25 protein-coding genes and 1 pseudogene are annotated in these 25710 nt (G+C 61.9%); 7 read left to right on the top strand and 19 right to left on the bottom strand.

Features of this window, described 5'->3' with window-relative positions; all coding sequences use genetic code 11:
* Positions 1 to 130: 130 nt before the first annotated feature.
* The 19 genes from JN403_RS01365 to cbiE all read right to left on the bottom strand — a co-directional run bounded on the left by JN403_RS01365 (position 131) and on the right by cbiE (position 19238).
* The gene (locus JN403_RS01365; protein WP_065987755.1) at positions 131 to 436 is read right to left on the bottom strand and encodes an urease subunit beta; all 306 of its coding nucleotides are present in this window, start codon (positions 434 to 436) and stop codon (positions 131 to 133) included.
* Positions 433 to 969, bottom strand: a complete 537-nt coding sequence (locus JN403_RS01360; protein ID WP_205484883.1) for a GNAT family N-acetyltransferase — start codon at positions 967 to 969, stop codon at positions 433 to 435. The genes JN403_RS01365 and JN403_RS01360 overlap by 4 nt, the downstream gene beginning before the upstream one ends.
* Before the next feature lie 26 nt (positions 970 to 995).
* A complete protein-coding gene (locus tag JN403_RS01355) occupies positions 996 to 1547 on the bottom strand; it encodes a GNAT family N-acetyltransferase (RefSeq protein ID WP_205484882.1) in 552 nt (183 codons plus the stop codon).
* Between the two features lie 61 nt (positions 1548 to 1608).
* Positions 1609 to 1911 (bottom strand): urease subunit gamma, encoded by a 303-nt coding sequence (locus JN403_RS01350; protein WP_065987752.1) that lies wholly within the window; start codon positions 1909 to 1911, stop codon positions 1609 to 1611.
* A gap of 196 nt (positions 1912 to 2107) precedes the next feature.
* On the bottom strand, positions 2108 to 2953 hold the full coding sequence (locus JN403_RS01345) for an urease accessory protein UreD (RefSeq protein WP_205484881.1): 846 nt from the start codon (positions 2951 to 2953) through the stop codon (positions 2108 to 2110).
* 53 nt (positions 2954 to 3006) lie between these two features.
* On the bottom strand, positions 3007 to 3705 hold the full coding sequence (gene urtE, locus JN403_RS01340) for an urea ABC transporter ATP-binding subunit UrtE (RefSeq protein WP_205484880.1): 699 nt from the start codon (positions 3703 to 3705) through the stop codon (positions 3007 to 3009).
* Between the two features lie 129 nt (positions 3706 to 3834).
* Positions 3835 to 4689, bottom strand: coding sequence for an urea ABC transporter ATP-binding protein UrtD (urtD, locus tag JN403_RS01335; RefSeq protein WP_205484879.1), 855 nt, complete (start codon positions 4687 to 4689; stop codon positions 3835 to 3837).
* Entirely contained in the window at positions 4686 to 5765 is a 1080-nt protein-coding gene (gene urtC, locus JN403_RS01330) for an urea ABC transporter permease subunit UrtC (RefSeq protein ID WP_122625656.1), read from the bottom strand. The genes urtD and urtC overlap by 4 nt, the downstream gene beginning before the upstream one ends.
* A complete protein-coding gene (gene urtB, locus JN403_RS01325; RefSeq protein WP_122533771.1) occupies positions 5765 to 7354 on the bottom strand; it encodes an urea ABC transporter permease subunit UrtB in 1590 nt (529 codons plus the stop codon). Before urtB ends, urtC begins: the two co-directional genes overlap by 1 nt.
* 185 nt (positions 7355 to 7539) lie before the next feature.
* Complete coding sequence (gene urtA, locus JN403_RS01320) at positions 7540 to 8805, bottom strand: urea ABC transporter substrate-binding protein (protein WP_122533769.1); 1266 nt, start codon at positions 8803 to 8805, stop codon at positions 7540 to 7542.
* A 247-nt stretch (positions 8806 to 9052) separates the two neighbouring features.
* Complete coding sequence (locus JN403_RS01315) at positions 9053 to 12517, bottom strand: DUF6543 domain-containing protein (protein ID WP_205484878.1); 3465 nt, start codon at positions 12515 to 12517, stop codon at positions 9053 to 9055.
* A gap of 264 nt (positions 12518 to 12781) precedes the next feature.
* Positions 12782 to 14155, bottom strand: coding sequence for a PepSY domain-containing protein (locus JN403_RS01310; protein WP_205484877.1), 1374 nt, complete (start codon positions 14153 to 14155; stop codon positions 12782 to 12784).
* Positions 14156 to 14238: 83 nt separating this feature from the next.
* Entirely contained in the window at positions 14239 to 14715 is a 477-nt protein-coding gene (locus JN403_RS01305) for a DUF2946 domain-containing protein (protein WP_205484876.1), read from the bottom strand.
* A gap of 26 nt (positions 14716 to 14741) precedes the next feature.
* Positions 14742 to 15218, bottom strand: a complete 477-nt coding sequence (locus JN403_RS01300; protein ID WP_205484875.1) for a copper chaperone PCu(A)C — start codon at positions 15216 to 15218, stop codon at positions 14742 to 14744.
* Positions 15219 to 15267: 49 nt separating this feature from the next.
* Positions 15268 to 15693 (bottom strand): DUF2946 family protein, encoded by a 426-nt coding sequence (locus tag JN403_RS01295; protein WP_205484874.1) that lies wholly within the window; start codon positions 15691 to 15693, stop codon positions 15268 to 15270.
* Between the two features lie 77 nt (positions 15694 to 15770).
* Positions 15771 to 16061, bottom strand: coding sequence for an addiction module antidote protein (locus JN403_RS01290; protein ID WP_122533764.1), 291 nt, complete (start codon positions 16059 to 16061; stop codon positions 15771 to 15773).
* 143 nt (positions 16062 to 16204) lie between these two features.
* On the bottom strand, positions 16205 to 16927 hold the full coding sequence (locus JN403_RS01285; RefSeq protein ID WP_205487202.1) for a cobalt-precorrin-6A reductase: 723 nt from the start codon (positions 16925 to 16927) through the stop codon (positions 16205 to 16207).
* Positions 16928 to 16938: 11 nt separating this feature from the next.
* Entirely contained in the window at positions 16939 to 18036 is a 1098-nt protein-coding gene (locus JN403_RS01280) for a cobalt-precorrin-5B (C(1))-methyltransferase (protein ID WP_205484873.1), read from the bottom strand.
* Positions 18036 to 19238, bottom strand: coding sequence for a precorrin-6y C5,15-methyltransferase (decarboxylating) subunit CbiE (gene cbiE, locus JN403_RS01275; protein ID WP_205484872.1), 1203 nt, complete (start codon positions 19236 to 19238; stop codon positions 18036 to 18038). The genes JN403_RS01280 and cbiE overlap by 1 nt, the downstream gene beginning before the upstream one ends.
* Positions 19239 to 19494: 256 nt before the next feature.
* Between cbiE and JN403_RS01270 the strand changes: the two genes are divergently transcribed.
* The 7 genes and pseudogenes from JN403_RS01270 (at position 19495) to cobJ (ending at position 25480) form a co-directional block, all read left to right on the top strand.
* Complete coding sequence (locus tag JN403_RS01270; RefSeq protein ID WP_205484871.1) at positions 19495 to 20097, top strand: hypothetical protein; 603 nt, start codon at positions 19495 to 19497, stop codon at positions 20095 to 20097.
* Positions 20094 to 20468, top strand: coding sequence for a hypothetical protein (locus JN403_RS01265; protein ID WP_205484870.1), 375 nt, complete (start codon positions 20094 to 20096; stop codon positions 20466 to 20468). The genes JN403_RS01270 and JN403_RS01265 overlap by 4 nt, the downstream gene beginning before the upstream one ends.
* Positions 20461 to 20835 carry a hypothetical protein gene (locus JN403_RS01260; RefSeq protein ID WP_205484869.1) on the top strand — a complete coding sequence of 125 codons (375 nt, stop codon included), beginning with the start codon at positions 20461 to 20463 and terminating at the stop codon, positions 20833 to 20835. Before JN403_RS01265 ends, JN403_RS01260 begins: the two co-directional genes overlap by 8 nt.
* A 216-nt stretch (positions 20836 to 21051) precedes the next feature.
* Positions 21052 to 22404 (top strand): precorrin-3B synthase, encoded by a 1353-nt coding sequence (gene cobG / locus JN403_RS01255; RefSeq protein ID WP_205484868.1) that lies wholly within the window; start codon positions 21052 to 21054, stop codon positions 22402 to 22404.
* Positions 22397 to 23023, top strand: a complete 627-nt coding sequence (locus JN403_RS01250; protein ID WP_108119017.1) for a precorrin-8X methylmutase — start codon at positions 22397 to 22399, stop codon at positions 23021 to 23023. Before cobG ends, JN403_RS01250 begins: the two co-directional genes overlap by 8 nt.
* Complete coding sequence (locus JN403_RS01245; protein ID WP_205484867.1) at positions 23020 to 23754, top strand: precorrin-2 C(20)-methyltransferase; 735 nt, start codon at positions 23020 to 23022, stop codon at positions 23752 to 23754. Before JN403_RS01250 ends, JN403_RS01245 begins: the two co-directional genes overlap by 4 nt.
* Positions 23754 to 25480, top strand: a pseudogene (gene cobJ / locus JN403_RS01240) (precorrin-3B C(17)-methyltransferase). The gene JN403_RS01245 and the pseudogene cobJ overlap by 1 nt, the downstream one beginning before the upstream one ends.
* Positions 25481 to 25710 lie beyond the last annotated feature (230 nt).

The raw sequence follows: 25710 nt of genomic DNA, 5'->3' as shown, positions 1-25710 counted from the left end.
CGAATCAAAGCAGCAAGCCTCAAGCGGCAAGCGGCAAGTAAAAGCGAATGTTGTGTACGCCGCGGACTGCTGTGCTTGCCGCTTGTGGCTTGGCGCTTGCAGCTTGACCTGGCTGTAAAGTGAACGCGTTCTACAGTTCACCCATGACTCTTCCTGCAAACCCGAAAACCCGCCTCAACCCGGCCAGGTCCACCAGTTCCACTTCCCGCGCTTGCCCCGGCTCGAAGCGCACGGCGGTGCCGGCCGGGATGTTCAGGCGCATGCCACGGCTGGCGGCGCGATCGAAGGTCAGGGCGTCGTTGGTCTCGAAAAAATGAAAGTGCGAGCCGACCTGAATTGGCCGGTCGCCGCTGTTGGCGACGCTGAGGGTGATGGTGCGGCGACCGGCGTTGAGCTCGATGTCGCCGGGCTGGATCTGGTACTCACCAGGAATCATGCGCTCTTCCTCGACAGTAACTTGTAGTAAATGGCCGTGGCCTTGTATTCGCCGTCGGGGTTGCAGGCGTAGTCCGGCAGCAGGCCAGACAGCTCGTAACCCAGTGCGCGATAGAAATCTTCCGCATCGGAGCCTGCCAGCGTGTCCAGAAACAACAGCCCGCGCTGATGCTGCTGCGCTGCCTGTTCCACGGCGGTCATCAACTGCGTTGCCAGCCCGCGCCGACGCGCCTGACTGAGCACCAGCAATTTCTGCACCTCGGCGCGATTCAGGCCGTTGGCCTTCTGGCACAGCGCCAGTTGCACCGTGGCCAGCACCTGGTTTTCTTCTGCCACCACCCACAACAGCACATTGCCTCGCTCGACCTCAGCCTTGACACCGTCCCACCAGTCGGCAGCCTCCTCGGCGCCTAGATCCGCCATGAACCCGACCGACGCGCCGTCTTGCACGGCGTCGAGCAATAGCGCCACCAGGCCGGGGCGGTAGTGGGCAAAACTTTCTGGCGTGACACGGCGTAAGTGGGCGGCATTCATGGGCGAAATCCTTTCAGAATGAGCATTCAGGCGTCAGGCTTGATGCCGGGCGCTTGCGACGGTGGAGCAGAGGCGCCGGGCGACAGGTCCAGCTGCATGAAGGTCAGGTCCAGCCAGCGGCCGAACTTGGTGCCCACCTGAGGCATTTGCCCGGTGGTGATAAAACCCTCGCGCGCGTGCAGGTGGATCGACGCCGCGTTTCCGCTTTCGATGGCCGCGACCATCATGTGTTTGTCGCAGGCGCGGGCGCGTTCGATCAGCGCTTTCATCAGCAGCGGACCCAGGCCGTTGCCGCGTTGATCGGCACGCACGTAAACCGAGTGCTCGACGGTGTGGCGAAACCCTTCGAACGGCCGCCAGTCGCCGAACGACGAATAGCCCAGCACCTGATTGTCGGCATCGACGGCCACCAGAATCGGGTACGCCTGGGCCTGGCGCGCAGCGAACCAGGTTTCGCGGTTGGCGAGATCCACCGGCTGCTCGTTCCAGATCGCCGTGGTGTTGAGCACGGCATCGTTGTAGATGGCCAGCACGGCTGGCATGTCAGTCAGCAGAGCGTCACGAATCGAATAGGTCATGTTCGTTTCCACGGGTTCCTGTGTGGCTGTTTCAGTGGACATCTCAGGTTCAATGGGCAGCTCAGGCGATGGGCTGATGCACGGTGACCAGCTTGGTGCCATCCGGAAAGGTGGCCTCGACCTGGATCTCCGGGATCATTTCCGGGATGCCTTCCATCACTTGGTCACGGGTCAGCAGGGTGGTGCCGTAGTGCATCAGGTCGGCAACGGTCTGGCCGTCCCGCGCACCTTCCAGCAAGGCGGCGGAAATAAAGGCCATCGCTTCCGGGTAATTGAGCTTCACACCGCGTGCCAGCCGCCGCTCGGCGACCAGACCTGCGGTGAATATCAGCATCTTGTCTTTTTCGCGTGGGGTCAGATCCATGGGTTTTGTCCGTTATTAAGTTCCGAATAGAGAAATCGCCGCAAACTCTGTAGGAGCGTGGCTTGTCCCGCGATCTGACGCGAAGCGGCAGTCATGGCCGTCCTTCGATCTGTCATGAGGACCGTATGGGCCGGTTTACGACGACTTCGTCGCCGATCGCGGGACAAGCCACGCTCCTACAGATGGCCAGTTTCGTTTAGGTGCTCCAAATCCTCGGCGCCACCGCTTCCCGGCCCAACAGGGCAGGGCGCAGCAGTTTCCATAATTCGATCAACCAGGCCCGCGCGTGCAGTGCTTCGTCTGCCAGGCAACGGGCGATGATCAGGCCGGGCAACTGGCTCAGGTCGCCGCGCACGGGTGAATGCTCCGCCAGATCGCGGCAGCGCTCCATCAATTCAGCGTCGATTTCTCCGGTCACGATCAGCGTCGCGAACACTGGCTTGCCGCCCAGGCCGATGGGCGAATCCAGCAAGCCGTCATTGCCGACGATGCGCTGGCGCTCGTGCCACAGCAGGCTGCCGTCACGCCGAATGTCCAGATGCGCCTGAAAATGCCCCTTGTCGAAACGCTCGCCACTGGCCGGCCGGCCCAGCGCCACCACGTCCCAGTAGAACAGCCGGGCGTCGCCTTCCAGATCGATCCGCGTGGTCAGTTCAGCCTTGGCCTCGCTGAACACGATGCTCTCCTGCGGCAGCCACTCCAGCGTGCCGCCTGCAGCGACCTTGATGTCCAGCTGTTGATAGGCCGGCCCAGCCGCGCGGTACCACTTCGCGGCGCCGGGGCTGGTCAGTTGCGCCCAGGCATTGGCGCCGACGCTGGCGCTGATGTCCAGACGATCGCCGCCGGCAATGCCGCCCGGCGGGTGAACGATGATGTGCTGGCAGACCTGCGGGCCTTCGGCGTACAGATGCTTTTGCACCCGCAACGGACCTTTGTGGCGTCGCTGGGTCGGGCGCGTACTGTCGCCGAAACGCCCATACGCCAGCTCCAGCTCGGCATGCCAGCTGGGGGTGAACAGGGCGGTGTGGGCAGGAAGATTCATAAGTCGATTATCGTTTTATCGAAGGACCGTACCTTAGCTGATCGGCGCATTAATTAAATGGTGACCAGACCCCGAACGCCTTCGGCCTCCATGTTTTCGCCGCGCCCCTGCTGCACGATCTCGCCGCGGGACATCACGATGTACTGATCCGCCAGCTCGGCGGCAAAGTCGTAGAACTGCTCGACCAGCAGGATCGCCATGTCACCCCGGGCCGCGAGCTTTTTGATCACCGCGCCGATCTCCTTGATCACCGAGGGCTGAATGCCTTCGGTGGGTTCGTCGAGAATCAGCAGGCGAGGGCGACTGGCCAGAGCGCGACCGATGGCCAGTTGCTGTTGTTGGCCGCCGGACAAGTCACCGCCACGCCGATGCTTCATCTGCAGCAACACGGGGAACAGCTCGTAAATGAAGGCCGGAACTTCCTTGGCCTCTGAGCCCGGGAACCGCGACAGGCCCATCAATAGGTTTTCTTCAACGGTCAGTCGGCCGAAAATCTCCCGGCCCTGGGGCACGTAGGCGATCCCGGAATGCACGCGCTGGTGAGGCTTGAAGCCGGTGATCGGCTTGCCGTCCCACTGCACCACGCCTTCTTTGGCCGGCAGCAGCCCCATCAGCACTTTCAACAGCGTGGTCTTGCCCACGCCGTTACGACCAAGCAGGCAGGTGACCTCGCCGATCTTCACGTCAAACGACAGACCGCGAAGGATGTGACTGCCGCCGTAGAACTGGTGGAGCTTTTCAACTTGGAGCATGGCTGAATTCTCAAGCAAATAGGTATGACCTGTAGGAGTGAGCTTGCTCGCGATTGCGGTGGATCAGTCAACGCTCATGTGTCAGATACACCGCAATCGCGAGCAAGCTCACTCCTACAAGGGAGCGCATTACCTTCCGAGATACACCTCAATCACCCGTTCATCCGCCTGCACGTCTTCCAGCGACCCCTCCGCCAGCACGCTGCCCTGGTGCAGGACGGTAACGTGGTCGGCGATGGTGCCGACGAAGCCCATGTCGTGCTCGACCACCATCAGCGAGTGTTTGCCGGCCAGGCGCTTGAACAGCTCGGCGGTGAATTCGGTTTCGGCGTCGGTCATGCCGGCGACGGGCTCATCGAGCAGCAGAAGCTGCGGGTCCTGGACCAGCAACATGCCGATCTCCAGAAACTGCTTCTGACCGTGGGACAACAGCCCGGCGGGGCGCGCCATCGATGCCGTCAGGCGAATGGTTTCCAGCACCTCGTCAATGCGGTCGCGCTGTTCGCCATTGAGTTTTGCCCGCAGGCTGGCCCACACCGATTTGTCGGTCTTCTGTGCCAGCTCCAGGTTCTCGAACACGCTCAGCGCTTCGAACACCGTGGGCTTCTGAAACTTGCGGCCGATCCCGGCCTGGGCGATCTGCACTTCGCTCATCTTGGTCAGGTCGAGGGTTTCGCCGAACCAGGCCTTGCCGTGACTCGGGCGGGTCTTGCCGGTGATCACGTCCATCAGCGTGGTCTTGCCCGCGCCATTGGGGCCGATGATGCAACGCAGCTCGCCGACACGGATGTACAGATTCAGATCGTTGAGGGCCTTGAAGCCATCGAAACTGACGCTGATGTCTTCCAGCGTGAGGATCGTGCCGTGCAGCGTGTTCAGCCCTTTGCCAGCCACCTGACCGAGACCGATGGCGTCGCGGCTGGTGCCGGCATCGCTGTTCGGATCGAGCACTGGATCGAATGCGGGCGTCGGAGTGCTTTTCATTGGTCGCCCCTTTTCTTGATCAGGCCGATCACGCCTTTGGGCAGGTACAGCGTCACCACGATGAACAGCGCGCCGAGGAAGAACAGCCAGTATTCAGGGAAGGCCACGGTGAACCAGCTCTTCATGCCATTGACCACACCGGCGCCGAGCAGTGGACCGATCAGCGTGCCGCGACCGCCCAGAGCGACCCAGACGGCCGCTTCAATGGAGTTGGTCGGCGACATTTCGCTGGGGTTGATGATGCCGACCTGCGGCACGTACAACGCCCCGGCCAAGCCGCACAACACGGCGCTCAACACCCACACGAACAGCTTGAAGCCGCGCGGGTCGTAGCCGCAGAACATCAGGCGGTTTTCGGCGTCACGCACGGCGGTCAACACGCGCCCGAACTTGCTGCGCGCCAGACGCCAGCCGACGAACAGACTGCCCGCGAGCAACGCTACCGTGAGCAGAAACAACACCGCGCGGGTGCCTTGGGAGGTGATGCTGAAACCCAGGATGCTGCGAAAGTTGGTAAAGCCGTTGTTGCCGCCGAAGCCGGTTTCGTTGCGGAAAAACAGCAGCATCCCGGCGAAGGTCAGGGCTTGGGTCATGATCGAGAAATACACGCCCTTGATCCGCGAGCGGAAGGCGAAGAAGCCGAACACCAGCGCCAGCAACCCCGGCGCCAGCACCACCAGGCACATGGCCCAGAGGAAATGCTGCGTGCCGACCCAGTACCACGGCAGTTCGGTCCACGACAGAAAAGTCATGAACGCCGGCAGGCTATCGCCCGACGCCTCACGCATCAGGTACATGCCCATCGCGTAGCCGCCCAGGGCGAAGAACAGCCCGTGGCCCAGGGACAGCAGACCGGCGTAACCCCAGACCAGATCGAGTGCCAGCGCAACGATCGCGTAGCAGAGGATTTTGCCTACCAGGGTCAGCGTGTAAGCCGAGACTTGCAGACTGTTGCTTTCAGGCAGCAGGGAGAGCAACGGCAGTGCGATAAGCAGGGCAAGGATCACCACGCCGACCGCGACCGTTACTTGGGTGCCGGCGCGTTGCGCGGCAGTGACCATCAATGGCTGATTCATCAGTCGATCACCCGTCCTTTGAGTGCGAAGAGGCCTTGCGGACGTTTCTGAATGAACAGAATGATCAGCGCCAGGATCAGGATCTTGCCCAGTACGGCGCCGATCTGCGGTTCGAGAATCTTGTTGGCGATGCCCAGCCCGAAGGCCGCCGTGACGCTGCCGGCCAGTTGACCGACGCCGCCGAGCACGACCACGAGGAAGGAGTCGATGATGTAGCTCTGGCCCAGGTCAGGACCGACGTTACCGATCTGGCTCAGCGCCACGCCACCCAGCCCGGCGATGCCGGAGCCGAGCCCGAAGGCCATCATGTCGATGCGCCCGGTGGGCACGCCGCAGCAGGCGGCCATGTTGCGGTTCTGGGTCACGGCGCGCACGTTCAGGCCCAGGCGGGTTTTGTTCAGCAGCAGCCAGGTCAGCACAACGACGAACAGCGCGAAGGCGATGATGACGATGCGGTTCCAGGGCAGCACGAGATTGGGCAGCACTTGAATGCCGCCCGACAGCCATTCCGGGTTCGCCACTTCGACGTTCTGCGCGCCGAACACGACGCGAATCAGTTGAATCAGCATGAGGCTGATGCCCCATGTTGCCAGCAGCGTTTCCAGCGGGCGACCGTACAAGTGGCGAATGACCGTGCGCTCCAGCGCCATGCCGATGCAGGCGGTGACGAAAAACGCGATCGGCAGCGCCACCAGCGGATAAAACTCAAGCGCGCCGGGGGCGTAACGCTGAAACATCATCTGCACGACGTAGGTGGCGTAGGCGCCAAGCATCAGCATCTCGCCGTGGGCCATGTTGATCACGCCGAGCAGGCCGAAGGTGATCGCCAGTCCCAGCGCCGCCAGCAGCAGAATCGAACCGAGTGACAGGCCGGCGAAGGCTTGCCCGAGGATCTCGCCGAACATCAATTTGCGTTTGACCTGAGCCAGACTCGTCTCCGCCGCCAGACGCACGCTGGGGTCAGTTTCGACGCTGGGTTCGAGCAGGGTTTCGAGACGGGTGCGGGCCAGCGGATCACCGGTTTCACCGAGGAGACGCACCGCGGCGAGGCGCACGGTGGGGCTGACGTCGACCAGCTGCAGATTGGCCAGCGCCAGGTTCAGCGCCGAGTGAACGCTATCGTCCTGTTCGCTCGCCACTTGTTGCACCAGCAAGGGCAGCTGCGCCGGGCGGGCGCTTTTTTGCAGGATTTGCGCGGCGGCCAGGCGAACCTTGGGGTCGGCAGCGAGCAACTGATGGCTTGCGAGCGCGGTGTTGATCAGGCCGCGAAGGCGGTTGTTCAGGCTGATGGCTTGGGGCGCATCGGGGTTGGGTGCATCGGCCAGCGCGGGAGCGTCGGGGTCGACGGCGATGAAGCTGTCGCCGTTCTGGATGAACGCCCGGTTGCTGCTGTCGGCAGCAACGCGGCCATCCTGCAGGGCAACCAACAACTCGACGCGCGCCGGATCAGGCCTGGCGGCCCAGGTTTCCAGCAGTTGGGCGCGCGCGGAGGAGTCGGCCGCGACAAAGTCGCCGGCATCGCTGGCGTGGGCGGCGAAGGGCAGCCACAGGCACAGCGCGAGAAAAAGGTGGTGGAAGTATCTGGGCATATCGAGTCCTGGGAGCACCCGCATGACGTAACGTCAGACGGGGAACCTGCAGGAGTGAGCTTGCTCGCGATCGCGTTATGCCAGACGCCATCTTCGTCTTGGTCAGGTCGCATTCGCGAGCAAGCTCACTCCCACAGGGATAGGTTCAGCCGGAACATTTCAACCGACCGTTTACCCTGTTTTTCTTAGTTGCTCTTCACCGCATAGTCAGGCTTCTTGTCGTTGCCCGGAATGAACGGACTCCAAGGCTGGGCACGAATCGGCTCTTTGGTCTGCCAGACCACGTTGAACTGACCGTCGGCCTTGATTTCGCCGATCATCACCGGCTTGTGCAGGTGGTGGTTGGTCTTGTCCATGGTCAGGGTGAAGCCCGACGGCGCGGCGAAGGTCTGGCCGGCCATGGCTTCGCGGACTTTATCCACATCGGTGGACTTGGCTTTCTCGACCGCTTGGGCCCACATGTGGATACCCACGTACGTGGCTTCCATCGGGTCGTTGGTCACGGCCTTGTCGGCGTTCGGCAGGTTGTGCGCCTTGGCGTAGGCCTTCCAGTCGGCGACGAACTTGGTGTTGACCGGGTTCTTCACCGATTCGAAGTAGTTCCACGCCGCCAGGTTGCCCACCAGCGGTTTGGTGTCGACGCCGCGCAGTTCTTCTTCGCCGACCGAGAACGCCACCACCGGTACGTCGGTGGCTTTCAGGCCTTGATTGCCCAGCTCTTTGTAAAACGGCACGTTGGAGTCACCGTTGACCGTGGAGATCACCGCCGTCTTGCCGCCCGCCGCGAACTTCTTGATGTTCGACACGATGGTCTGGTAATCGCTGTGACCGAACGGGGTATAGACCTCTTCGATGTCCTTGTCCGCGACACCTTTGGAGTGCAGGAACGAGCGCAGAATCTTGTTGGTGGTGCGCGGGTAGACGTAGTCGGTGCCCAGCAGGAAGAAGCGCTTGGCCGCGCCGCCGTCTTCGCTCATCAGGTATTCAACCGCAGGAATGGCCTGCTGGTTAGGCGCAGCACCGGTGTAGAACACGTTCGGTGACATCTCTTCGCCTTCGTACTGCACCGGGTAGAACAGCAAGCCGTTCAGCTCTTCAAAGACCGGCAACACCGACTTGCGCGACACCGAGGTCCAGCAGCCGAACACCACGGCGACCTTGTCCTGGGTCAGCAACTGACGCCCTTTCTCCGCAAACAACGGCCAGTTCGACGCCGGGTCGACCACCACAGGCTCAAGCATCTTGCCGTTGACGCCGCCCTTGGCGTTGATTTCATCAATGGTCATCAGCGCCATGTCCTTGAGCGACGTCTCGGAGATGGCCATGGTGCCGGACAAAGAATGCAGAATGCCGACCTTGATGGTCTCGGCCGCCTGAGCGGTCCAGGTCAAACCCATCGCTGCGATCGATGCAGACAAAGTGAACGCTTTCAGCAAACTACGACGCTTCATTGGCTAGCTCCATTCTTTGATTTTTTTAGATGACGGCTGTTGGCGGTGCAGAGTTGAGTCTGCTTAGGCTTTAGCAAACGCTGGGCCAAGGCTGCTTACGTCGCAAAATGGAATGAAAACGTCGCCTGCGACAGGCGCCGCGCACCAACGTGGATCGGTGTACGGCGGCTGGTGCGTCCTGCGCGCTCAAGTGGTGCGACACCGTTCGGTGCCGCGGGGTGGGGGTTGAGGCACCCGGATAACGCGGCTATCTCACGAAAAGCTCGCGCTCCCCGGTAAATAGATCAAAGGTTTCGTACACCATCGTGTCCGGCGCGGTGAAGTAGGCGAATGCCTGTCCGTTCACTTCATGAAACGCTCTGAGTTGTACGCGGGTGCCGGGCGGGATGGCGACGTGGTCGGCAAGAAAGCCCGAGAACATGTTCTTCTTCGGTACTGACGGCGCGAAGATCAGAAACACCGGATGCGTATTGCTCGGTGCCTGGTCCGCTACGAACGCGTCGAGGCTCCATCGCACGGCATTTCCCCGGCTGATGGAAGCCGACTGCACCCCTGCGTCGACAAATACTGCACCCAGCTCGCGGCGCAGCTGCTGCAGACCCTCGTCCGTGATGCGCGCGGCACGGAATGCATCGCCTTTCCAGGACCGCAGGCGGTAGAACTGGTTGAGAAACACTTTCGTCTTGGGCGTTCGCGCTCCGCTTCTCAGGAGTTGGTTGATCTCTGCAGAACCGCCTTCTATGTAGTCCAACAAGTCAGGGTACAGCTCTGCTCGCGCTCGCTCGGCCAGGGCCAGGAACCGGGGTTCATCAAGGGATGGCTCAACGATGGTGATGCCTTCAGACGGGAACGGCCATCCGGTGAGCAACAGCCTCAGCTCATGTCGGGCCTGTCGATCGGCCTGCGGGCTCAGGCGAGCGAACGGCTGCGAAAGTTTCCTCCAGCTCCCGGCGCTTGATCGCACGACGTACTCGTCTTCATGGATCAGCAGCGCGGGGTCCCGTGGATGGAGGCGATACAGGCGAGACCGTCCGAACAGGTTGAAGCGTCGACTCACGTAACCGGTTTCGGAACCGAGGGTAATCTCGGTGAATTTATTCGGGTCCAGCCGCGTGATCATGCCGGACTCGGCAAAGTAGGGCGCTCCGGCGGGCGACATCAGATAGCCGATCTGCACCTGTCCTCCGCGTCCGGTGCGGCGGACCAGATGGGGACGTTTTATCATCGTCAGTTGATGGCCCTTCACGACGGCGCCGCTGGCCTTGCCGATACCCGCCGTCAGCAGATATCCGGCGGCGTCGAGGAATTCCTGTGCGGCACCGTCCCAGTCGTTTTCGTCCACTTTCTGAAAGCCGCTCCAGGCATTAGCCAGGCCCATCCCGAGCGCGATGGGAATCATGACGGGCGCGGGCAACAGCAACAGCGACACGCTCACGGCCATGTCGAAGTTTTGCCAGCGGGACCCGCCATCGCCGGGCGGGGTCAGCAGCGATTTCGCCTGCTCTTTCAACTGGCGGATCCTGACGGCGAAGTACTCGTCGAACAGATCGCCCTTCTGCGGCACAAACACTACCGGATGCGTCAAGTGGGACGGAACGGGAACCGGCCCTGGCAGCGACGTCAGTACGTCAGGGAGGCGCCAGTGCTTGAGCCACTCCTCATAATCGAGCATCTGCCGAGCCTGGCGCCTGTCCGACAGGGGCAGCAGCCTCGCCATGTAGGATTTGTACGTGTCGTGTTCCAGAAAAGTCTGTGTGAGGTGGAACATGCTGTTGAAGGCGCGGAACACCACGTTATCTGGCGCATTGAGGGTGCAAAGGGCCAGAGGCCCCTTGTCGAATCTGCCGACCGGGGCAATCAGCATGATGTCCGGGATCTTGACCCCACCGATGTGCAGTAATCGTACTTCGATGCTGACCCCGTCCACCTTCGGACGCTGCTCCGAATCGGGACCGTCCAGTGCCGCTTTGATCCAGCGCAGACGATTCTCGGGAAATCCGTTGAGCTGACTCTCCCTATACGCCATGCCCAGTCGTGCCAACAACAACTCGCGGTGCTGTTGCTTCAACTGCACAGCGTACTCGGAGTGATCAAGGTGTTCGGCAAGGTAGTCATCCAGCCGCTTTGGAATGTCGATTCGCGTCAGCAGCTCTTTCACGAACGCCTCTGAGAGTCCCGGTATCTCTGCACCGTGTTCGTCTGCAACTCCCAGCTCGCTGGCATCCTGAGCTGTCGCCCGCAGTGTGTTGTCGTGGGCCAGTGCGTTCAGCGAGAAGGTTTGCGAGTGAGTCTCGGTTTCCATCACGACGATAGGATAAAAGCGCGCCGGAATCGGCTGGTGGAATATTGCCGTTACCAGAATCTGTCGGGACGACAGTTGAATGTTTTTCTCTGCCAGTGCGGCGGTGACCGTTGCATCGACGTATGCGGTAATGACGTGGGCGCCGTCAGTTTGCGGCGTGTTGAAGTGGTCCAGGCTGATGCGCCGGATGGACCGGACAGACTGAGCGTAAGCCGTCGCATCGCGGGTCCATTCGACCTGCTGCTCCTCACTCATTTTTCCCCACCAGTCGGGCATCTGCTCGCGGACCACATCACAGTCCAGCTGTCGCTCGATGCGGTGGTTGTCGAACAGTTGATCCGAGGCCATCAACTCAAGAATGAGGCGCTGAAAAGACGGCGGATTGAGACTCAGGGACTGAGCGATGTTCACCGCGTGATCGAAATCTGCCTTCTGTTTGATGACCTGCGACGTCAGCAGCAGGCTCATGAAATTATCGCCCAGCTTTTGCAAGCCCCAGCGTATAGGGGGCTGCTCACTGTCAGCATTGGGAAGCGCCATTGCGACGACGTCGTCCAGCCTGAGATGGCCCAGCAATTGGCGGCGTTGGGTCTTGTCGGCAAGGCGACGGGTGAGGGTGTCGGTGAGCTGATGCACTGAATCGAAACGTTCCAGACTGCCGGAAGGGGTGTAAAGAACGACCTCGCCGACTGACTCGTCGTCGCTTGCCGGCACCTGATCGGTGCGTTGCTCGGTGATCACAAATGCCCCGGTCAGGGGAAACAGTGCAGTAGAGCTTGTCCCCAGCCACAGGTTGAACACGTCGTGTTTCTGCAGGGGATCAGCCGAGGTGTCCATGCCGTAATCCAGTGTGGCGTTGAGCATGCTGAACAGATGCGGACGAAACTCGCCTTTTTCGACCCGCATCTGGCCTTCCAGCCTGAGCAGTTTGACCCGGTCCGCGAGGAAGTCCTCACGCCGCGTTTTTCCGGAGGGCTGAACCTCTGCCCAGTGATCCGAGAGTGTTTGTTTATAGCGATCGGGCAGATCTTGCGTGACGGCTGCATAAAGAGCAGCCAGTGCGTCGCGGTCCAGCCCGCCAATGGGGGACGTTTCAGCCGAAGGAAACTCAGTGGTGTAAAGCCCGGCAGACACGACGTTCTGCCATCGAAAGAACCCGGTAAAGTGTCCTGTCAGGCTGGCAAGCAGCGGGCGGTGGGTGGTGACTTCCGTGACGCCGGGTTCGATGCTTCGCTCCTGGCAGACAAGCCATGCACTGGCGTAATCAAACGCGAGCTCGGGGTGGCTCAGGCGAAGGCAGTCAGTGAGCGTCTGCTCCAGGGCCAGATTGAAATCGGGAAGGGTGTAAACCGTCAAGGCAGAGCTGTCGACGTCGAGCAGGGGTGTGGCGGTAACGTTCGTGGAATTCATGGCGCCTGTTCATATACATGAGGGATGACTCGCAGAACCGACGGGTTCGGCGACTCGTTTCATGTAGTCAAGGCGTGAGGCGTGCGTCTGTAGGTGGGGACAGCTCTGGACGTGAAGGAAACGCAACCAGGCAGGTAGGATTTTTCGCGGAGGAGGTGGGCATTTAACGAACAGAAAAAACAGGTGCGGAACCTGAAACCCGAAATGAGGAGGAATTCATCACTAAACCACCCAAAGAGGGTTCCAGGCCCCGCGAGACGCAATCTAAGCTGTTGTTGCTGTTTTGGCAAAGCGCGAACGCACTATTCGATCGAGCAGCCACACCGCCAGCATTGAAACGCCCACCAGCGGAAACGCGAGGCCCAGCAGGATCATCACTACTGTTGCAGTTTTCCAGCGCGGCAGGTCATGACGCAACGGCGGAACACCGAAGCCGTTTTGCGGGCGACGCTTCCACCAGATCACGATTCCGCTCACCGAACTCAGCAGCACCATCAGGCAAATGAACAGAATCAGCAGCTGGTTTACCCAGCCGTACATTTTGCCTTCGTGCAGCATCACGCCCAGCTCGGTGGCTTTGGACACGGTGCTGTAATCGCTGTAACGCACATCCGCCAGCACTTTGCCGGTGTACTGATCCACATGCAGCGTGGCGTCGTTGCGCGGGTCATCAGCGAACACGGAAACGGTGAACACGCCGTCAGCCGTTTTCGGTTGGGTGATGCTGTAGCCCGGTTCGACATTGCGCGCCCTGGCGATGTCCACCACTTGCTGAAGGGAAATGCCCGGCGCCGCAGGAGCGCTGGACATGTGCGCGTGATTCATGTGCTCGGCGTGATCCCCCGACGACACCGGCATCGGCGTATTTTCCATGGCCCACGGAACCGTTTGCACGCTGGCACTGTTCAAGGCGCCAGCCTGTTTGCCCGACTTGGGCACGTCATTCCACATGGCCGGCGGAAAAGTGTTCCAGACATCGGCGTAGACCTTTCCCCACATGCCGGTCCAGGTCATGCCGCTCAGCAGCATGAACAGCAGCGCCATCGACCCCCAGAATCCGGTCACCGCGTGCAGGTCACGCCAGAGAAGGCGACCTCGCGCGCTGACGCGAGGCCAGAGCACGCCGGCCGGTGATCGACCTCGCGGCCACCACAGATACACACCTGAAACCACCAACACGATGCCCCAGCCGGCGGCCGGTTCTACCAGCCGATCGCCAACCGTGCCGATCATCAGTTCGCCGTGCAGTTCGCGCGCGATGGCTTGCAGGTTTTGCTTTGCGTCCTGAGTGCCAAGCACCGTGCCGCTGTACGGATCGATGAACACGTTCACCTCGCGGCCGTCATTTTTGACCACGAACTGCGCGCTGCCCTCGGCATTCAGCGGCGGCAGGTATTTGCTCACCTGTGCCTGCGGATAAGCCGTCAGCACGCGCTTTTGCAGGTCGTCGGCACTGAGTGAGTGGTGAGCGGGTTTGACCGTCAGCAGGTCGCTGTACATCAGCGCGTCAAGCTGCGGCTTGAACAAGTAGATGATCCCGGTGACCGCCAGCAGGATCATGAATGGCGCGACGAACAGGCCGGCATAGAAATGCCATCGCCACGCCAGGTTGTAGAAAGACACATTCGGTTTGGACATGGTGCAACGCTCCCGTCAGGGAAAACACGGCGCAACCCGCGGACGGCCATAAAGCCGTCAGCGGGTGCGATTAAATTTGGTGTTCAGGCGACTGACGAAAAGGGCGGGGCGCGACTGCGGGCGTTGGGGAAAACATTGCGCTGGGCGTGGCCGAGTTGAGTGGCCTCGTTGTAGAAGTCGGCGGGTCTCGGCGGGACGGGCGCCAGGACGGCCACGGTTTTGGTCAGCGCCGGGCAGCTGAACAGCAGCGTGCAATACCCGCACTTGGCCCAGATGACGTGATCGACGCCGGCGCTTTGCTCGGCCTTGACGTGACTACTGTGCTCGTCTGCGCCCATGTCCATGGACATGTCCATCGACGCCGACATGTCCATCTCGCCATGCATCGACATGGAAGTCGGCGCAGGCATCGCCATGCCGCTGTGATGCTCCATCGGCATGGATTGCGAGATCAGCGGACCGATGAAGATCATCAGCATGGCGAACAGGCTCAGCCAGGCGCCCTGCGGATGACGAGGGGCGGGGGCGGATCTGGCGCGAATCGCGGGCAGGCGGTTCAAGGTGGGCGGTGTCGGTCTTCTGCGGGTCAGTGGGCGTGGGCCGGAGCGGCAGCAACCGGTGGTTGTTTCAGTACCACGACGTCAACGGTCAGGTCGCCCGCTTTTTGAAAGTGCAGGGTCAGCGGGAAGGTCTGGCCGTCGATGAGTCGGGTGCGGTCTTTCAGGTCCAGCAGCATGACGTGATAGGCCATGGGGGCGAAGGTCACGGTGCCACCGGCGGGGATATTCACCGTCTCGACGTGCTGCATCTTCATCAGGCCGTCCTGGCTCACGTGTTGATGCAACTGGGCGGCACCGGCGATGGGGCTGTCGACCGCTTCCAGACTGTCGGCGTCAGGACCGTTGTTGGTGATCACAAAATAGGCCGCGACGGTGGGCGCGTTGGGCGGCAGCGCCATGGACCATGGCTGCGCGACGGTCAGTTGCCCCTTGGTGTAATCCTGCGCTTCAACGAAACCGGCTGGCAGCGCGAGGGCGATCAGCAGGAGGATTTTGTTCAGCATCTACGCAGGTCTCCGGTTCATTCAGGTACGCGACGGCACGATCGGGACATCAGACCTTGGGCGATGCGTGAGGATTACGGTCAGGCCAGTGCTGACGGGGCGGCGCGCGCAGCACCAATACCGCGACAGGGAAGCGCACCGGTTCGATGAGGGCAAAGAGGCCTAAACCGACGCGGGTCGGCACCGCAACCAATGGCGTGGCGTGGGTGCAGCAGTCGCAATGCCGCACGAACGCGATGCCGGGGTGATAGGGCATTTGTTTATTGATGACTTCAACGGGCGTAATGGCCAGTCGCGACGCAGCGCCAATGCAGGCGCTTCCCCAAGCCAGCCGCTCACCCTCGGGGCGCGGCATGGTGGGCGTCATCGGCATCGCCAGTACGCCGAACAGCAACGCGAAACAGGCTACCCAGGCAAAGGCCCGCCGCCGCTTCTGCGTGATGATTTGATCTTGTTGTTTTTTCATGTCGGCCATTTAGCCTGATCGGCCGCCAGATGTAAAAATCCCGCCCGCGACGTTATGTCGCGCGGCGGGTTTGGTTCAGGAAGGGTTCAGGCGGTGGAGGCGTGGAGTTTCAGGCCAAGGGCTTTGATGACTTTCATGATGGTGGCGAATTCGGGGTTGCCGCCTCTGCCTAATGCCTTGTACAGACTTTCGCGGCCTAAACCCGTGTCGCGTGCAATCTGCGTCATCCCATATGCGCGCGCAATGTCTTTCAGGGCCAGTCGGACTAGCATGCCGTCACCGGTGTCCTCATCGAGACAGGCATCGAGATAGCCCGCCATGTCTTCAACCGTCTCTAAGTATTCCGCTGCGTCGAACGGTTTGAATTCTTCTTTCATCATTGTTCCCTCGCCGTGAGGCGTTCCGCAAAACACACGGGAAGGTATACCGGAGAGCACATTTCCGATGTCAGGCGAGTCCGACGGTGGAAGTCGGACCGATCCGCAAACCCGGACGATTTTCACGGCATCTTTGGCATGCGTCAGCCAACGTCCCGCAACGCATCCAGCACCTCGCCCACACTCCACAACGCCCGATCCACCTCCGGCAGCACCGGCCGTTTCAACACCAGCACCGGCACCCCGCGCTGCCGTGCCACTTCCAGCTTCGGCTCGGTCGCCGTGCTGCCGCTGTTCTTGCTGATGAGGACGTCGATGTTGCGAGTCTCGAACAGCTCGCGCTCTTCTTCGAGAAGGAAAGGCCCACGCGCGCCGATGACTTCACAGCGTTCATTGCCGGCGTAAATGTCCAGGGCCCGTAGCGTCCAGAACTGATGGGGTGGAATCTCGTGCAGATGCTGCAAAGGTTCGCGGCCCAAGGTGAACAGGGGGCGCTGAAAGGGAGCGAGGGCGGCGATCAATTCTGCCCAGTCCGCGACTTCGCGCCAGTCATCGTCCGGCCCTGCCTGCCACGCCGGGCGACGCAATGCCCAGCAGGGGACACCGGTCATCTTTGAAGCAGCCACTGCGTTCTGGCTGATCTGCGCAGCGTAGGGGTGAGTCGCATCCAGGATCAGATCGATGCCTGTCTGCTGTACGAAGTTTGCCAACCCTTCAGCGCCGCCGAACCCGCCGACACGGACTTCACAGCGCAAGTCGGTGGGCACGCGGCCCACGCCTGCCAGGCTGTAAATATGCTGAGGGCCAAGTGTGCGGGCGATCACCAGTGCTTCGGTGACGCCGCCGAGCAACAACACGCGTTTTATGGTGTGTGGTTTCAAATGAAGCCTCCCGCGTGGCCGACGATCCCGCCCTGTCGGTCGATGGCAAAGACCTCGACCTGAACCTGTGTCGGCACCACGCTGCGGGCGAAATTCAGCGCGTGCTGACACACCGCATCACCCAGCGCGATGCCGACGGCCGAGGCCATGGCCAGCGCTTGCTGACTGGTATTGGCCCCGCAAATGCGTTGTTGCAGCTCGGCGTCCGCGCCCACGTCGGCGGCCCATCGCGCGAGCTGAACCAGATCGATACTGGAATGGCGGCTGTGCAGGTCCATGTGGCCCGCCGCCAGTTTGCTGATCTTGCCAAAGCCGCCGCAGACGCTGAGCCGCTCCACCGGGGTTTTGCGCAGGTGCTTGAGGACGGCGCCGACAAAGTCGCCCATCTCGATCAGTGCGATGTCGGGGATTTGATACACCCGACGCATCGTGTCTTCGCTGGCGTTGCCGGTGCAGGCGGCGATGTGCTGGTAACCGTTGGTGCGGGCGACGTCGATGCCCTGGTGGATGGACGCGATGTACGCCGCGCAGGAGAAGGGCCGGACGATGCCGCTGGTGCCCAGAATCGACAGGCCGCCGAGAATCCCCAGCCGCGGGTTCATCGTTTTCAGCGCCAGCTCGCTGCCGTTTTCGACGCAGACCGTCACTTCAAACCCGCCCCCGTAGCCGACCTCTTGCGCCAGTTGCGTGAGGTGTTCGGCCATCATCCTGCGCGGCACCGGATTGATCGCCGGCTCGCCGACACCCAGCACCAGACCCGGGCGGGTGACGGTACCGACGCCTTCGCCCGCCACAAATCGCACGCCACGCTCATGGATCAGCCTGACTTGGGCAGACACCAGCGCGCCGTGGGTCACGTCCGGGTCATCCCCTGCATCCTTGAGCGTGCCGGCCTCGGCGCCGTTTGCAATCAGCCGGCAGAATTCCAGGCGCATTTGCACGCACTTGCCTTTGGGCAACGTGATGTCGATGGCATCGTTGGTTTCGCCGGCCAGCAGCAGGCGCGCGGCGGCGAGTGACGTCGCCGTGGCGCAGCTGCCGGTGGTCAAGCCACTGCGCAGCGGAGCGGGTTGTTCGGCGGTTTCGTCGCGCATCAGGGTTTGATCGCTTCGAGCAGGGTGATCGGCAGCGCCTGACGCCAGGTGTCGAATTCGCCCAGCGGTTTGGCGTGGGCCAGATGGATGCGGGTCAGTTCGCCTCCATGCTGCTCGCGCCAGTTCACCAGCATCGCCTCGCTTTGCAGCGTGACCGCATTAGCCACCAACCGCCCGCCCGAGCGCAGGTTTTGCCAGCAGGCATGCAGCACACCTTCACGCGTCACGCCGCCGCCGATGAAGATGGCGTCCGGCTGCTCAAGGCCCTCAAGCGCATCGGGGGCGCGTCCGCGAATCAGTTGAAGACCGGGCACGCCCAGCGCATCGCGATTGAATTCGATCAGGTGTTGCCGTCCCTCATCGGCCTCGACCGCGATGGCGCGGCAGGTTGGGTGCGCGCGCATCCACTCGATGCCGATGGAGCCGGAGCCTGCGCCCACGTCCCACAGCAACTCACCGGGAACGGGCGCGAGACGGGCCAGAGTAATCGCGCGCACGTCGCGTTTGGTGAGCTGGCCGTCATGCCGAAACGCCTCGTCCGGCAGACCGCCGAGTGGCGACAGACGCAGTGCATCAGGCTGGGCGCGGCATTCAATGGCCACTAGATTCAGTGCAGCGATATCGGTGGCGTTCCACTCACCCGCGGTACCTTCGATCTGTCGCTCGGCGCTGCCGCCCAAGTGTTCGAGGACGATCATACGGCTCGGGCCAAAGCCGCGGTCGCTGAGCTGCGCCGCGATGGCCGCCGGGCTGGAGCCGTCGTTGCTCAGCACCAGCAGCCGCAGCCCGTTTTGCAGGTGGGCATTCAATGCGGCGACGGGACGGGCAACGACTGACAGCGTTACCACGTCCTGCAACGCCCAACCCAGACGGGCCGCCGCCAGCGAATAAGAAGAGGGCGCGGGAATTACCCGCATCTCAGCGAGGGGGACGTGTTTCGACAGGCTTGCGCCGACGCCGAACAACATGGGATCGCCGCTGGCCAGCACGCAGACCGGGGCGCCGCGTTGTTCCAGCACCGGGCTCAGGGAAAACGGGCTCGGCCACTGGCGCTGCTCGGCCTGGATGCACGGCGGCAGCAAGGCCAGCTGCCGTGCGCCGCCGAACACCTGCCGCGCCTGCAACAGCGCGTGCCGAGCGTTTCGGCCCAGACCTTTATAGCCGTCCTCACCGATTCCCACGACTGTCAGCCACGGTGACATGAATTGCCCTCAACCAAATACGTGCGACAGGCCTGTCATATCGGCCTGTGAACACCAGGGCTGCATGATACCTCGCTGAGGTAGCCTCGTCGTGCTGGGGACAATCAGCCTTATTTTGTAGGCGGTTGGGAGCTTGCTTGTGGGGCGTTTCTGAAATTGCCGTAATCACGCCGATTTACACGCAACGTTTAATGACAACGTTCAAACCCCAAACCTATCGTGCGCCGCTCATCAAGCCGAACAGGATGCTGAGCGCATGTCCGGGGCCTACGCGTTCATCAATGACGAAAAACAGAATCTCTCCTCGTTCCGAGACAACTTGCCAAATGGCAGTGGTGCCCGGACCAAGTTTGATCAGCTCAATCCTGCCATCAGCCCCTTTTCTATCGTTTTGCCGGGGCAGCTGATTGTCGTGGGCGACGATTCCACCCGCATGTGTACGCCCGAGGACAATCTGCTGGCGTCCTACGCCCGTGACGTGCGCCAGTCCCTGATCGCCACCGACCACGCCAGCGCAAGGGTTCTGATACAAAACTACGATGTGCTGCAAAGCATCATGTCCTACGGCTCTATCGGCATTGGCAGCGTTACCTCGGCCTGGAGCGCGCACCTGAGTCAGGTCGAGAGCACCTTGAAAGATATCAACGATGCCTACCAGCGCTGGCGTGCCGGGAGTCTGACCAAGGACCAGTTTGTGGCTCGGCGGCAGACGTTATTCAACGTCCTCGATGGCCAGTTGCGGGGTATTGGGCGCTGGGGTACGGGGCTCAAGAACAACTCAACGATCAAGAAGATGCTGGGCATCTCCAGCAAGCGCTTCCTGCTCACGGGGAAGTCGCTAACTACGCCAGGAACGTGAAGCGCATCAACAATGTGGCCCGCACGTTAAGCGGCGGGACGGCGATAGGTGTCGCGCTGGACGTCAGCGCGGGTTTGATGGAGATCGGCGAAGCGTGTTCTGCCGGGCGTGAGCAGCAGTGCACGAAGGCCAAGTTTGTGGAGGTTGGGAAGATGATGGTGGGGATTCCAACGTCGGTTACGATTGGAGGTATTGGCGCGAAGGCAGCAGTATCTATGTGCTTCAGGATGGCCGGGCCCAGTCGCGGTGCCAGCCTGGTTGTTTGTGGTATCGCAGGTGGAGCTACTGGCGGATGGTTGGGGGGAGCAGGAGGTAGCAAAGTGGGGGAGCACTTTAGTAACTGGCTGTATGAGTTGGTTGACGATGAATGACGACCTTTTAGGGGGAGTCGTCATCGTCTCTGGCGTTATAAGCCTTGTTAGCTTTTGCGTAGACGTGTACGTGAAATACTTCATCCTTCCTGAAATAGAGGAACGGCTAAAAAACTGTCGTGTCGTGATTGATGCGAAGCGCTGTTGGGATAACTCGGGGTTTGTCGGTCGACGCTATCGGCTTGTAGCTGTGAACCTGGCGCTGACGTCAACCGAACTTATGCGACAACAAGATATGGTGGATATAAATGAGGTAAAGAGCATCTCTGACCATCAGCGCCGATGGATTTGTATTCCCGAAAGAGTTGCTTTGACAGCATTCATCGCTGGCATCTCTGCATTGGCGCTCTTGGGTAAGCTCTGGTAGCAAACCTGGCAATCACAATCACCACCCTTAGCTGTCCGGCTTGCGGGCGTTCGGCGATTTCAGCCCCGCCACTCGCGGCAAGCCGGGCGCCTGCAGATCTGCGGGATGAACGATCCGACAGACCGTCTTTTCATGCCCGCCGCCAAAGCAGGCATAATACGGCCCCTGTAACTTTTCGTTTCTCTACGCGTCCGCCCGTTCGCACCAGGTGACCCATTGACCGAGCCGTTGTCCGCTCGCCTATCCGCTACGCCCCTTCGCCCCTCGGCTTGTCCGGGGTTGCTGCGTATCGTCCCGGCGCTGGATGGCGGGATCTGCCGGATCAAGCTGCCGGGCGGGGTGCTTTCAGCGGATCAGGCGCTGGCCGTGGCAAGTGCCGCCGAGGGGTTCGCAGGTGGCGTGATCGAGGCGACCAATCGCGGCAATCTGCAGATTCGCGGCATCGGCGCCGACCACGACGGGCTGATTGCCAGCCTGCTCGATGCCGGTCTGGGGCCGAGCAATCCCGTCAGTGACGACGTGCGCAACCTGATGCTCAGCCCCACCGCAGGCCTCGATCCGCAGCAGCTGCTGGATGTGCGTCCGCTGGCCGGGCAAATCCTGCATTCTCTTGAGCACCACCCGCGTTTCCATGAACTGTCGCCCAAGTTCGCGCTGTCGCTGGACGGCGGCGAGGGCTTGGCGATGCTTGAGCATCCCCATGATCTCTGGCTGTCCGCGTTGCAGGTCGACGGCCAGACGCTGCTGGGATTTGGGCTGGCGGGCTGTTCGGCCACCGAGTCGCCGGTGGCTGCGGTGGCGCCGGATGCAGCGCACGCGTTGGTCGTTGCGGTACTGGAAACATTCCTGGCTCTCGCTCGCCCCGATCAGGCACGCATGCGGGACTTGCTGAAAGAAGTAACCGTTGCGCAATTCATCGAACACGTTGCCGGGCATTTGCCGCAGCGACTGGTGATTGATCGAAAAGTAACCAACTGGCGGCGCGCGCCTGCACGGTCTTTTGCGCACATCGGCACCTATTCCCAGGCATCAGCCGGCATCGTGGCTGTAGGCGCGGGCGTGCCGTTGGGGCGTCTGCGGCCTTCCATGTTGCGTGAAGCCGCCCGATTGGCGACTGCGTTTGGCGACGGTCAGTTGTGCATGACACCGTGGCAAAGCCTGATGCTGCGAAATGTCCCGACAGCCAAGTCGGCAGCCGTGATGGATGGCTTGAGCAACGCGGGCTTGCTCGTCGATGCTGCTCAGTCGCTGACCAAAATTGTCGCCTGCACCGGCTCCGCGGCCTGCGCAAAAGGCTTGGCCGACACCAAGGCCGACGGGCTGCGTCTGGCCGCATTGCTGCAAGAAAACGCCGTCAGCCGCGCAGTGCATCTGACCGGCTGCGTGCGTTCATGCGCCGCTGCCCACGTGATGCCGGTGACCCTGCTGGCAGCGTTGCCCGGTCGTTACGACCTTTATTTTCGTCATGCAGGAATGTCCGGGTTCGGCGATCTGCATGCACGTGACCTCACTATTGAAGCAGTCGGCGCGTTGTTGACCGCCGACTCACGGAGCAACACCCATGATTGATTACATCCGCGACGGCCAGGAGATCTACCGCAACTCCTTCGCGATCATTCGTGCCGAAGCCCGGCTCGACTCCATCCCGGCCGACCTGGAAAAACTCGCTGTACGGGTGATTCATGCCTGCGGCATGGTCGATGCAGTGGAAGGCCTGCGCTTTTCGCCCGGCGCGGGCACGGCAGGTCGCCGCGCGCTGGCCGCCGGTGCGCCGATTCTGTGTGATGCGCACATGGTGGCCGAAGGGGTCACGCGCACGCGGCTGCCCGCCAACAACCAGGTGATCTGCACCCTGAAAAACGAACGCGTGCCCGAGATGGCCCGTGAGCTGGGCAACACCCGCTCGGCGGCGGCACTGGAGCTCTGGCGCCCGCACCTTGAAGGGGCGGTTGTAGTGATCGGCAACGCACCGACTGCGCTGTTCTATCTGCTGGAAATGCTCGACGCCGGCGCGCCGAAACCTGCGCTGATTCTGGGTTTCCCGGTAGGGTTTGTCGGCGCCGCTGAATCCAAGGACATGCTCGCTGCCGACAGTCGCGGCGTGCCTTACGTGATCATGCAGGGCCGTCGCGGTGGCAGCGCCATGGCTGCCGCGGCGGTCAACTCACTCGCCACGGAGATCGAATGATGGCACCACGCGGTCGTCTGATTGGCCTGGGCGTGGGGCCGGGTGATCCGGAACTCATTACCGTCAAGGCGCTGCGCCTGCTGCGAGAGTCGCCGGTGGTCGCGTACTTCGTCGCCAAGGGCAAGAAGGGCAACGCGTTCGGCATCATCGAAGGCCATTTGCAGCAGGCTCAGACGCTGATGCCGCTGGTGTACCCGGTGACCACCGAGGCGTTGCCGGTTCACATGTCTTACGAGCAAGTGATCAGCGATTTCTACGACCGCAGCAGCGCCGAAGTGGCGGCGCATCTGGACGCCGGACGCGACGTGGCGGTGATCTGCGAAGGCGACCCGATGTTCTATGGGTCGTACATGTACCTGCACGATCGTCTTGCCAATCACTACGACGCCGAAGTCATCCCGGGCGTCTGTTCGATGCTCGGCGGCGCGTCGGTGCTGGGCGCGCCGCTGGTGTACCGCAATCAAAGCCTGTCGGTGCTGTCCGGTGTGTTGTCTGCCGACGAGCTGAAACGCAAGCTTCAGGATGCCGACGCTGCGGTGATCATGAAACTGGGGCGCAACCTGCCGAAAGTGCGTCAGGTGCTGATTGAAACCGGCCTGGCGGATCGCGCGTTGTACGTCGAGCGCGCAACCATGGCCAATCAGAAGATCGTGCCGCTGGCCGAGGTTGACCCGATGTCGTCGCCGTATTTCTCGCTGATCATTGTCCCCGGTGAACGGTGGCAGGGCTGATGAGCACAACCCCTCTCAACGCCCCGGCCATTGTCATTCTGGGCAAAGGCGCGCTGGCGACGGCGCGACGAATTCAGCAGCTGTACCCCCAAGCGCTGATTTACGGGCTGGCCGGACGCGTCGAAGACGCCGACCGCAGCTACTCAGAATTTGGCGCGACGCTGCGCCAGCTGTATCAGCAAGACACGCCGATCATCGCGTTGTGCGCAGCGGGCATCGTCATTCGCACGCTGGCGCCGGTGCTGCTGGAAAAGGGCGTAGAGCCGCCGGTGCTGGCCGTCGCTGAAGATGGCAGCGCAGTCGTGCCGCTGCTGGGAGGACTGGGAGGCGTCAATGTGATGGCCCGGGAAATCGCGGCCGTGCTGAACACTGCAGCGGCTATTACCACCAGCGGCGAGTTGCGTTTCGGCACCTGCCTGCTCAATCCGCCTGCTGGCTATGCGTTGGGGGATCTGGAGCTGGGCAAGCGCTTCGTCAGCGACTTGCTGTCGGGTGAAAGCGTGCGCGTCGAGGGCGCGGCGCCGTGGTTGGCGCAAGCGCAGTTGCCTGAGGATGATCAGGCGCAGTTGACGATCCACGTCGGCTATGCCGAGCGAGAACTCAGCGACCACGAATTGCTGATCTACCCACGCAACGTGCTGGTGGCGCTGAGCGGGGATCTGGCCGATTCCGGCGAGGCAGTGGCCGATGCCGTGAAAGCCGCGCTGCATGATTCGCGCATTGCCGTTCAGGCGCTGGGCTGCTTGCTGGCCAGCAAGGCCGAAATGGCCAATCCTGCGCTGCACGCGGCTGCCGACGTGCTGGGCGTACCGCTGCGTTTTACCACTGCTGGCACGCCCCCGACATGACCCAGCAAGTGTTGCCGCAACTGTTGCCACCGCTGACCCCGGCGGCGGGCATCGCCATTGCCGTCGCGCCGCAACCTTTGGACATTTCACAAATCGGCTGTGCACGGGGGCGGCTGGCGGTCATCGGCCTTGGTCCGGGCGCTACCGACTTCATGATTCCCGCCGTAAAGACCGAGCTGGCACGCGCAAACGACGTGCTCGGCTACGAGACTTACGTACGCATGGCCGGGCCGTTCCGCGCCGACCAAGTGTTGCACTGCACCGACAACCGCGAAGAAATGCTGCGCGCCCGGCATGCCTTCGAGCTGGCCGCTGAAGGCCGTTCGGTGGTGGTGGTTTCATCGGGCGACCCCGGCGTATTCGCCATGGCTGCTGCGGTGCTGGAAGCGCTGCACGAATCGGGTAATCCCGACTGGCACCGGGTGGACTTGCACATACTGCCGGGCGTGTCGGCATCGCTGGCAACCGCGGCGCTGGCCGGTGCCCCGTTGGGCCACGACTTCTGCGTCATGTCCCTGTCGGACAACCTCAAGCCCTGGGAGATCATCGAGAAGCGCCTGGATCTCGCCTGTCAGGCCGATCTGGCCCTGGCGTTCTACAACCCGATCTCGCGCGCCCGGCCCTGGCAGTTGGGGCGTGCCCTGGAAATCGTGCGCCAGCATCGCGGCCCGGAAACCCCGGTGACCCTGGGACGTGACGTGGGGCGGCCAGCGCAGACGTTGCGGGTCATCACCCTCGGCGAGCTGACGCCGGAGCACGTCGACATGCGCACGATGGTGCTGGTGGGGTCGTCGCTCACCTGTGTATTCCCTCGCGCCAATGGTGAGTCGTGGGTCTACACGCCGCGTTGGTACGGCGCCAAGCCGGGCATCGCCTGATATCGCTCCTGCCGACTTTTATCTCCCACTGGAACAAGCGTGGGCTGATAAGGCGGGAGCGTTCTTCTTTCTTCACATCCGAAGTAACGAATGCAATGAAGAGCCAGCCCTGGCGCCTGTTTGCGCTCTGGATTTATTGTTAAGTCAGTCTTTGACGTAAGTCGTAACGTGTTCTTTGTTGCAGTGCCGACGCGTCACAACTAAGTTTCGTGTGCGGTCAGCGAGATCGC

Source organism: Pseudomonas sp. 15A4, assembly GCF_016925575.1.
Taxonomy (GTDB): Bacteria; Pseudomonadota; Gammaproteobacteria; order Pseudomonadales; family Pseudomonadaceae; genus Aquipseudomonas.
Note: the sequence above shows the minus strand (reverse complement) of the source record. Positions and strands in the feature narration are given on the sequence as shown.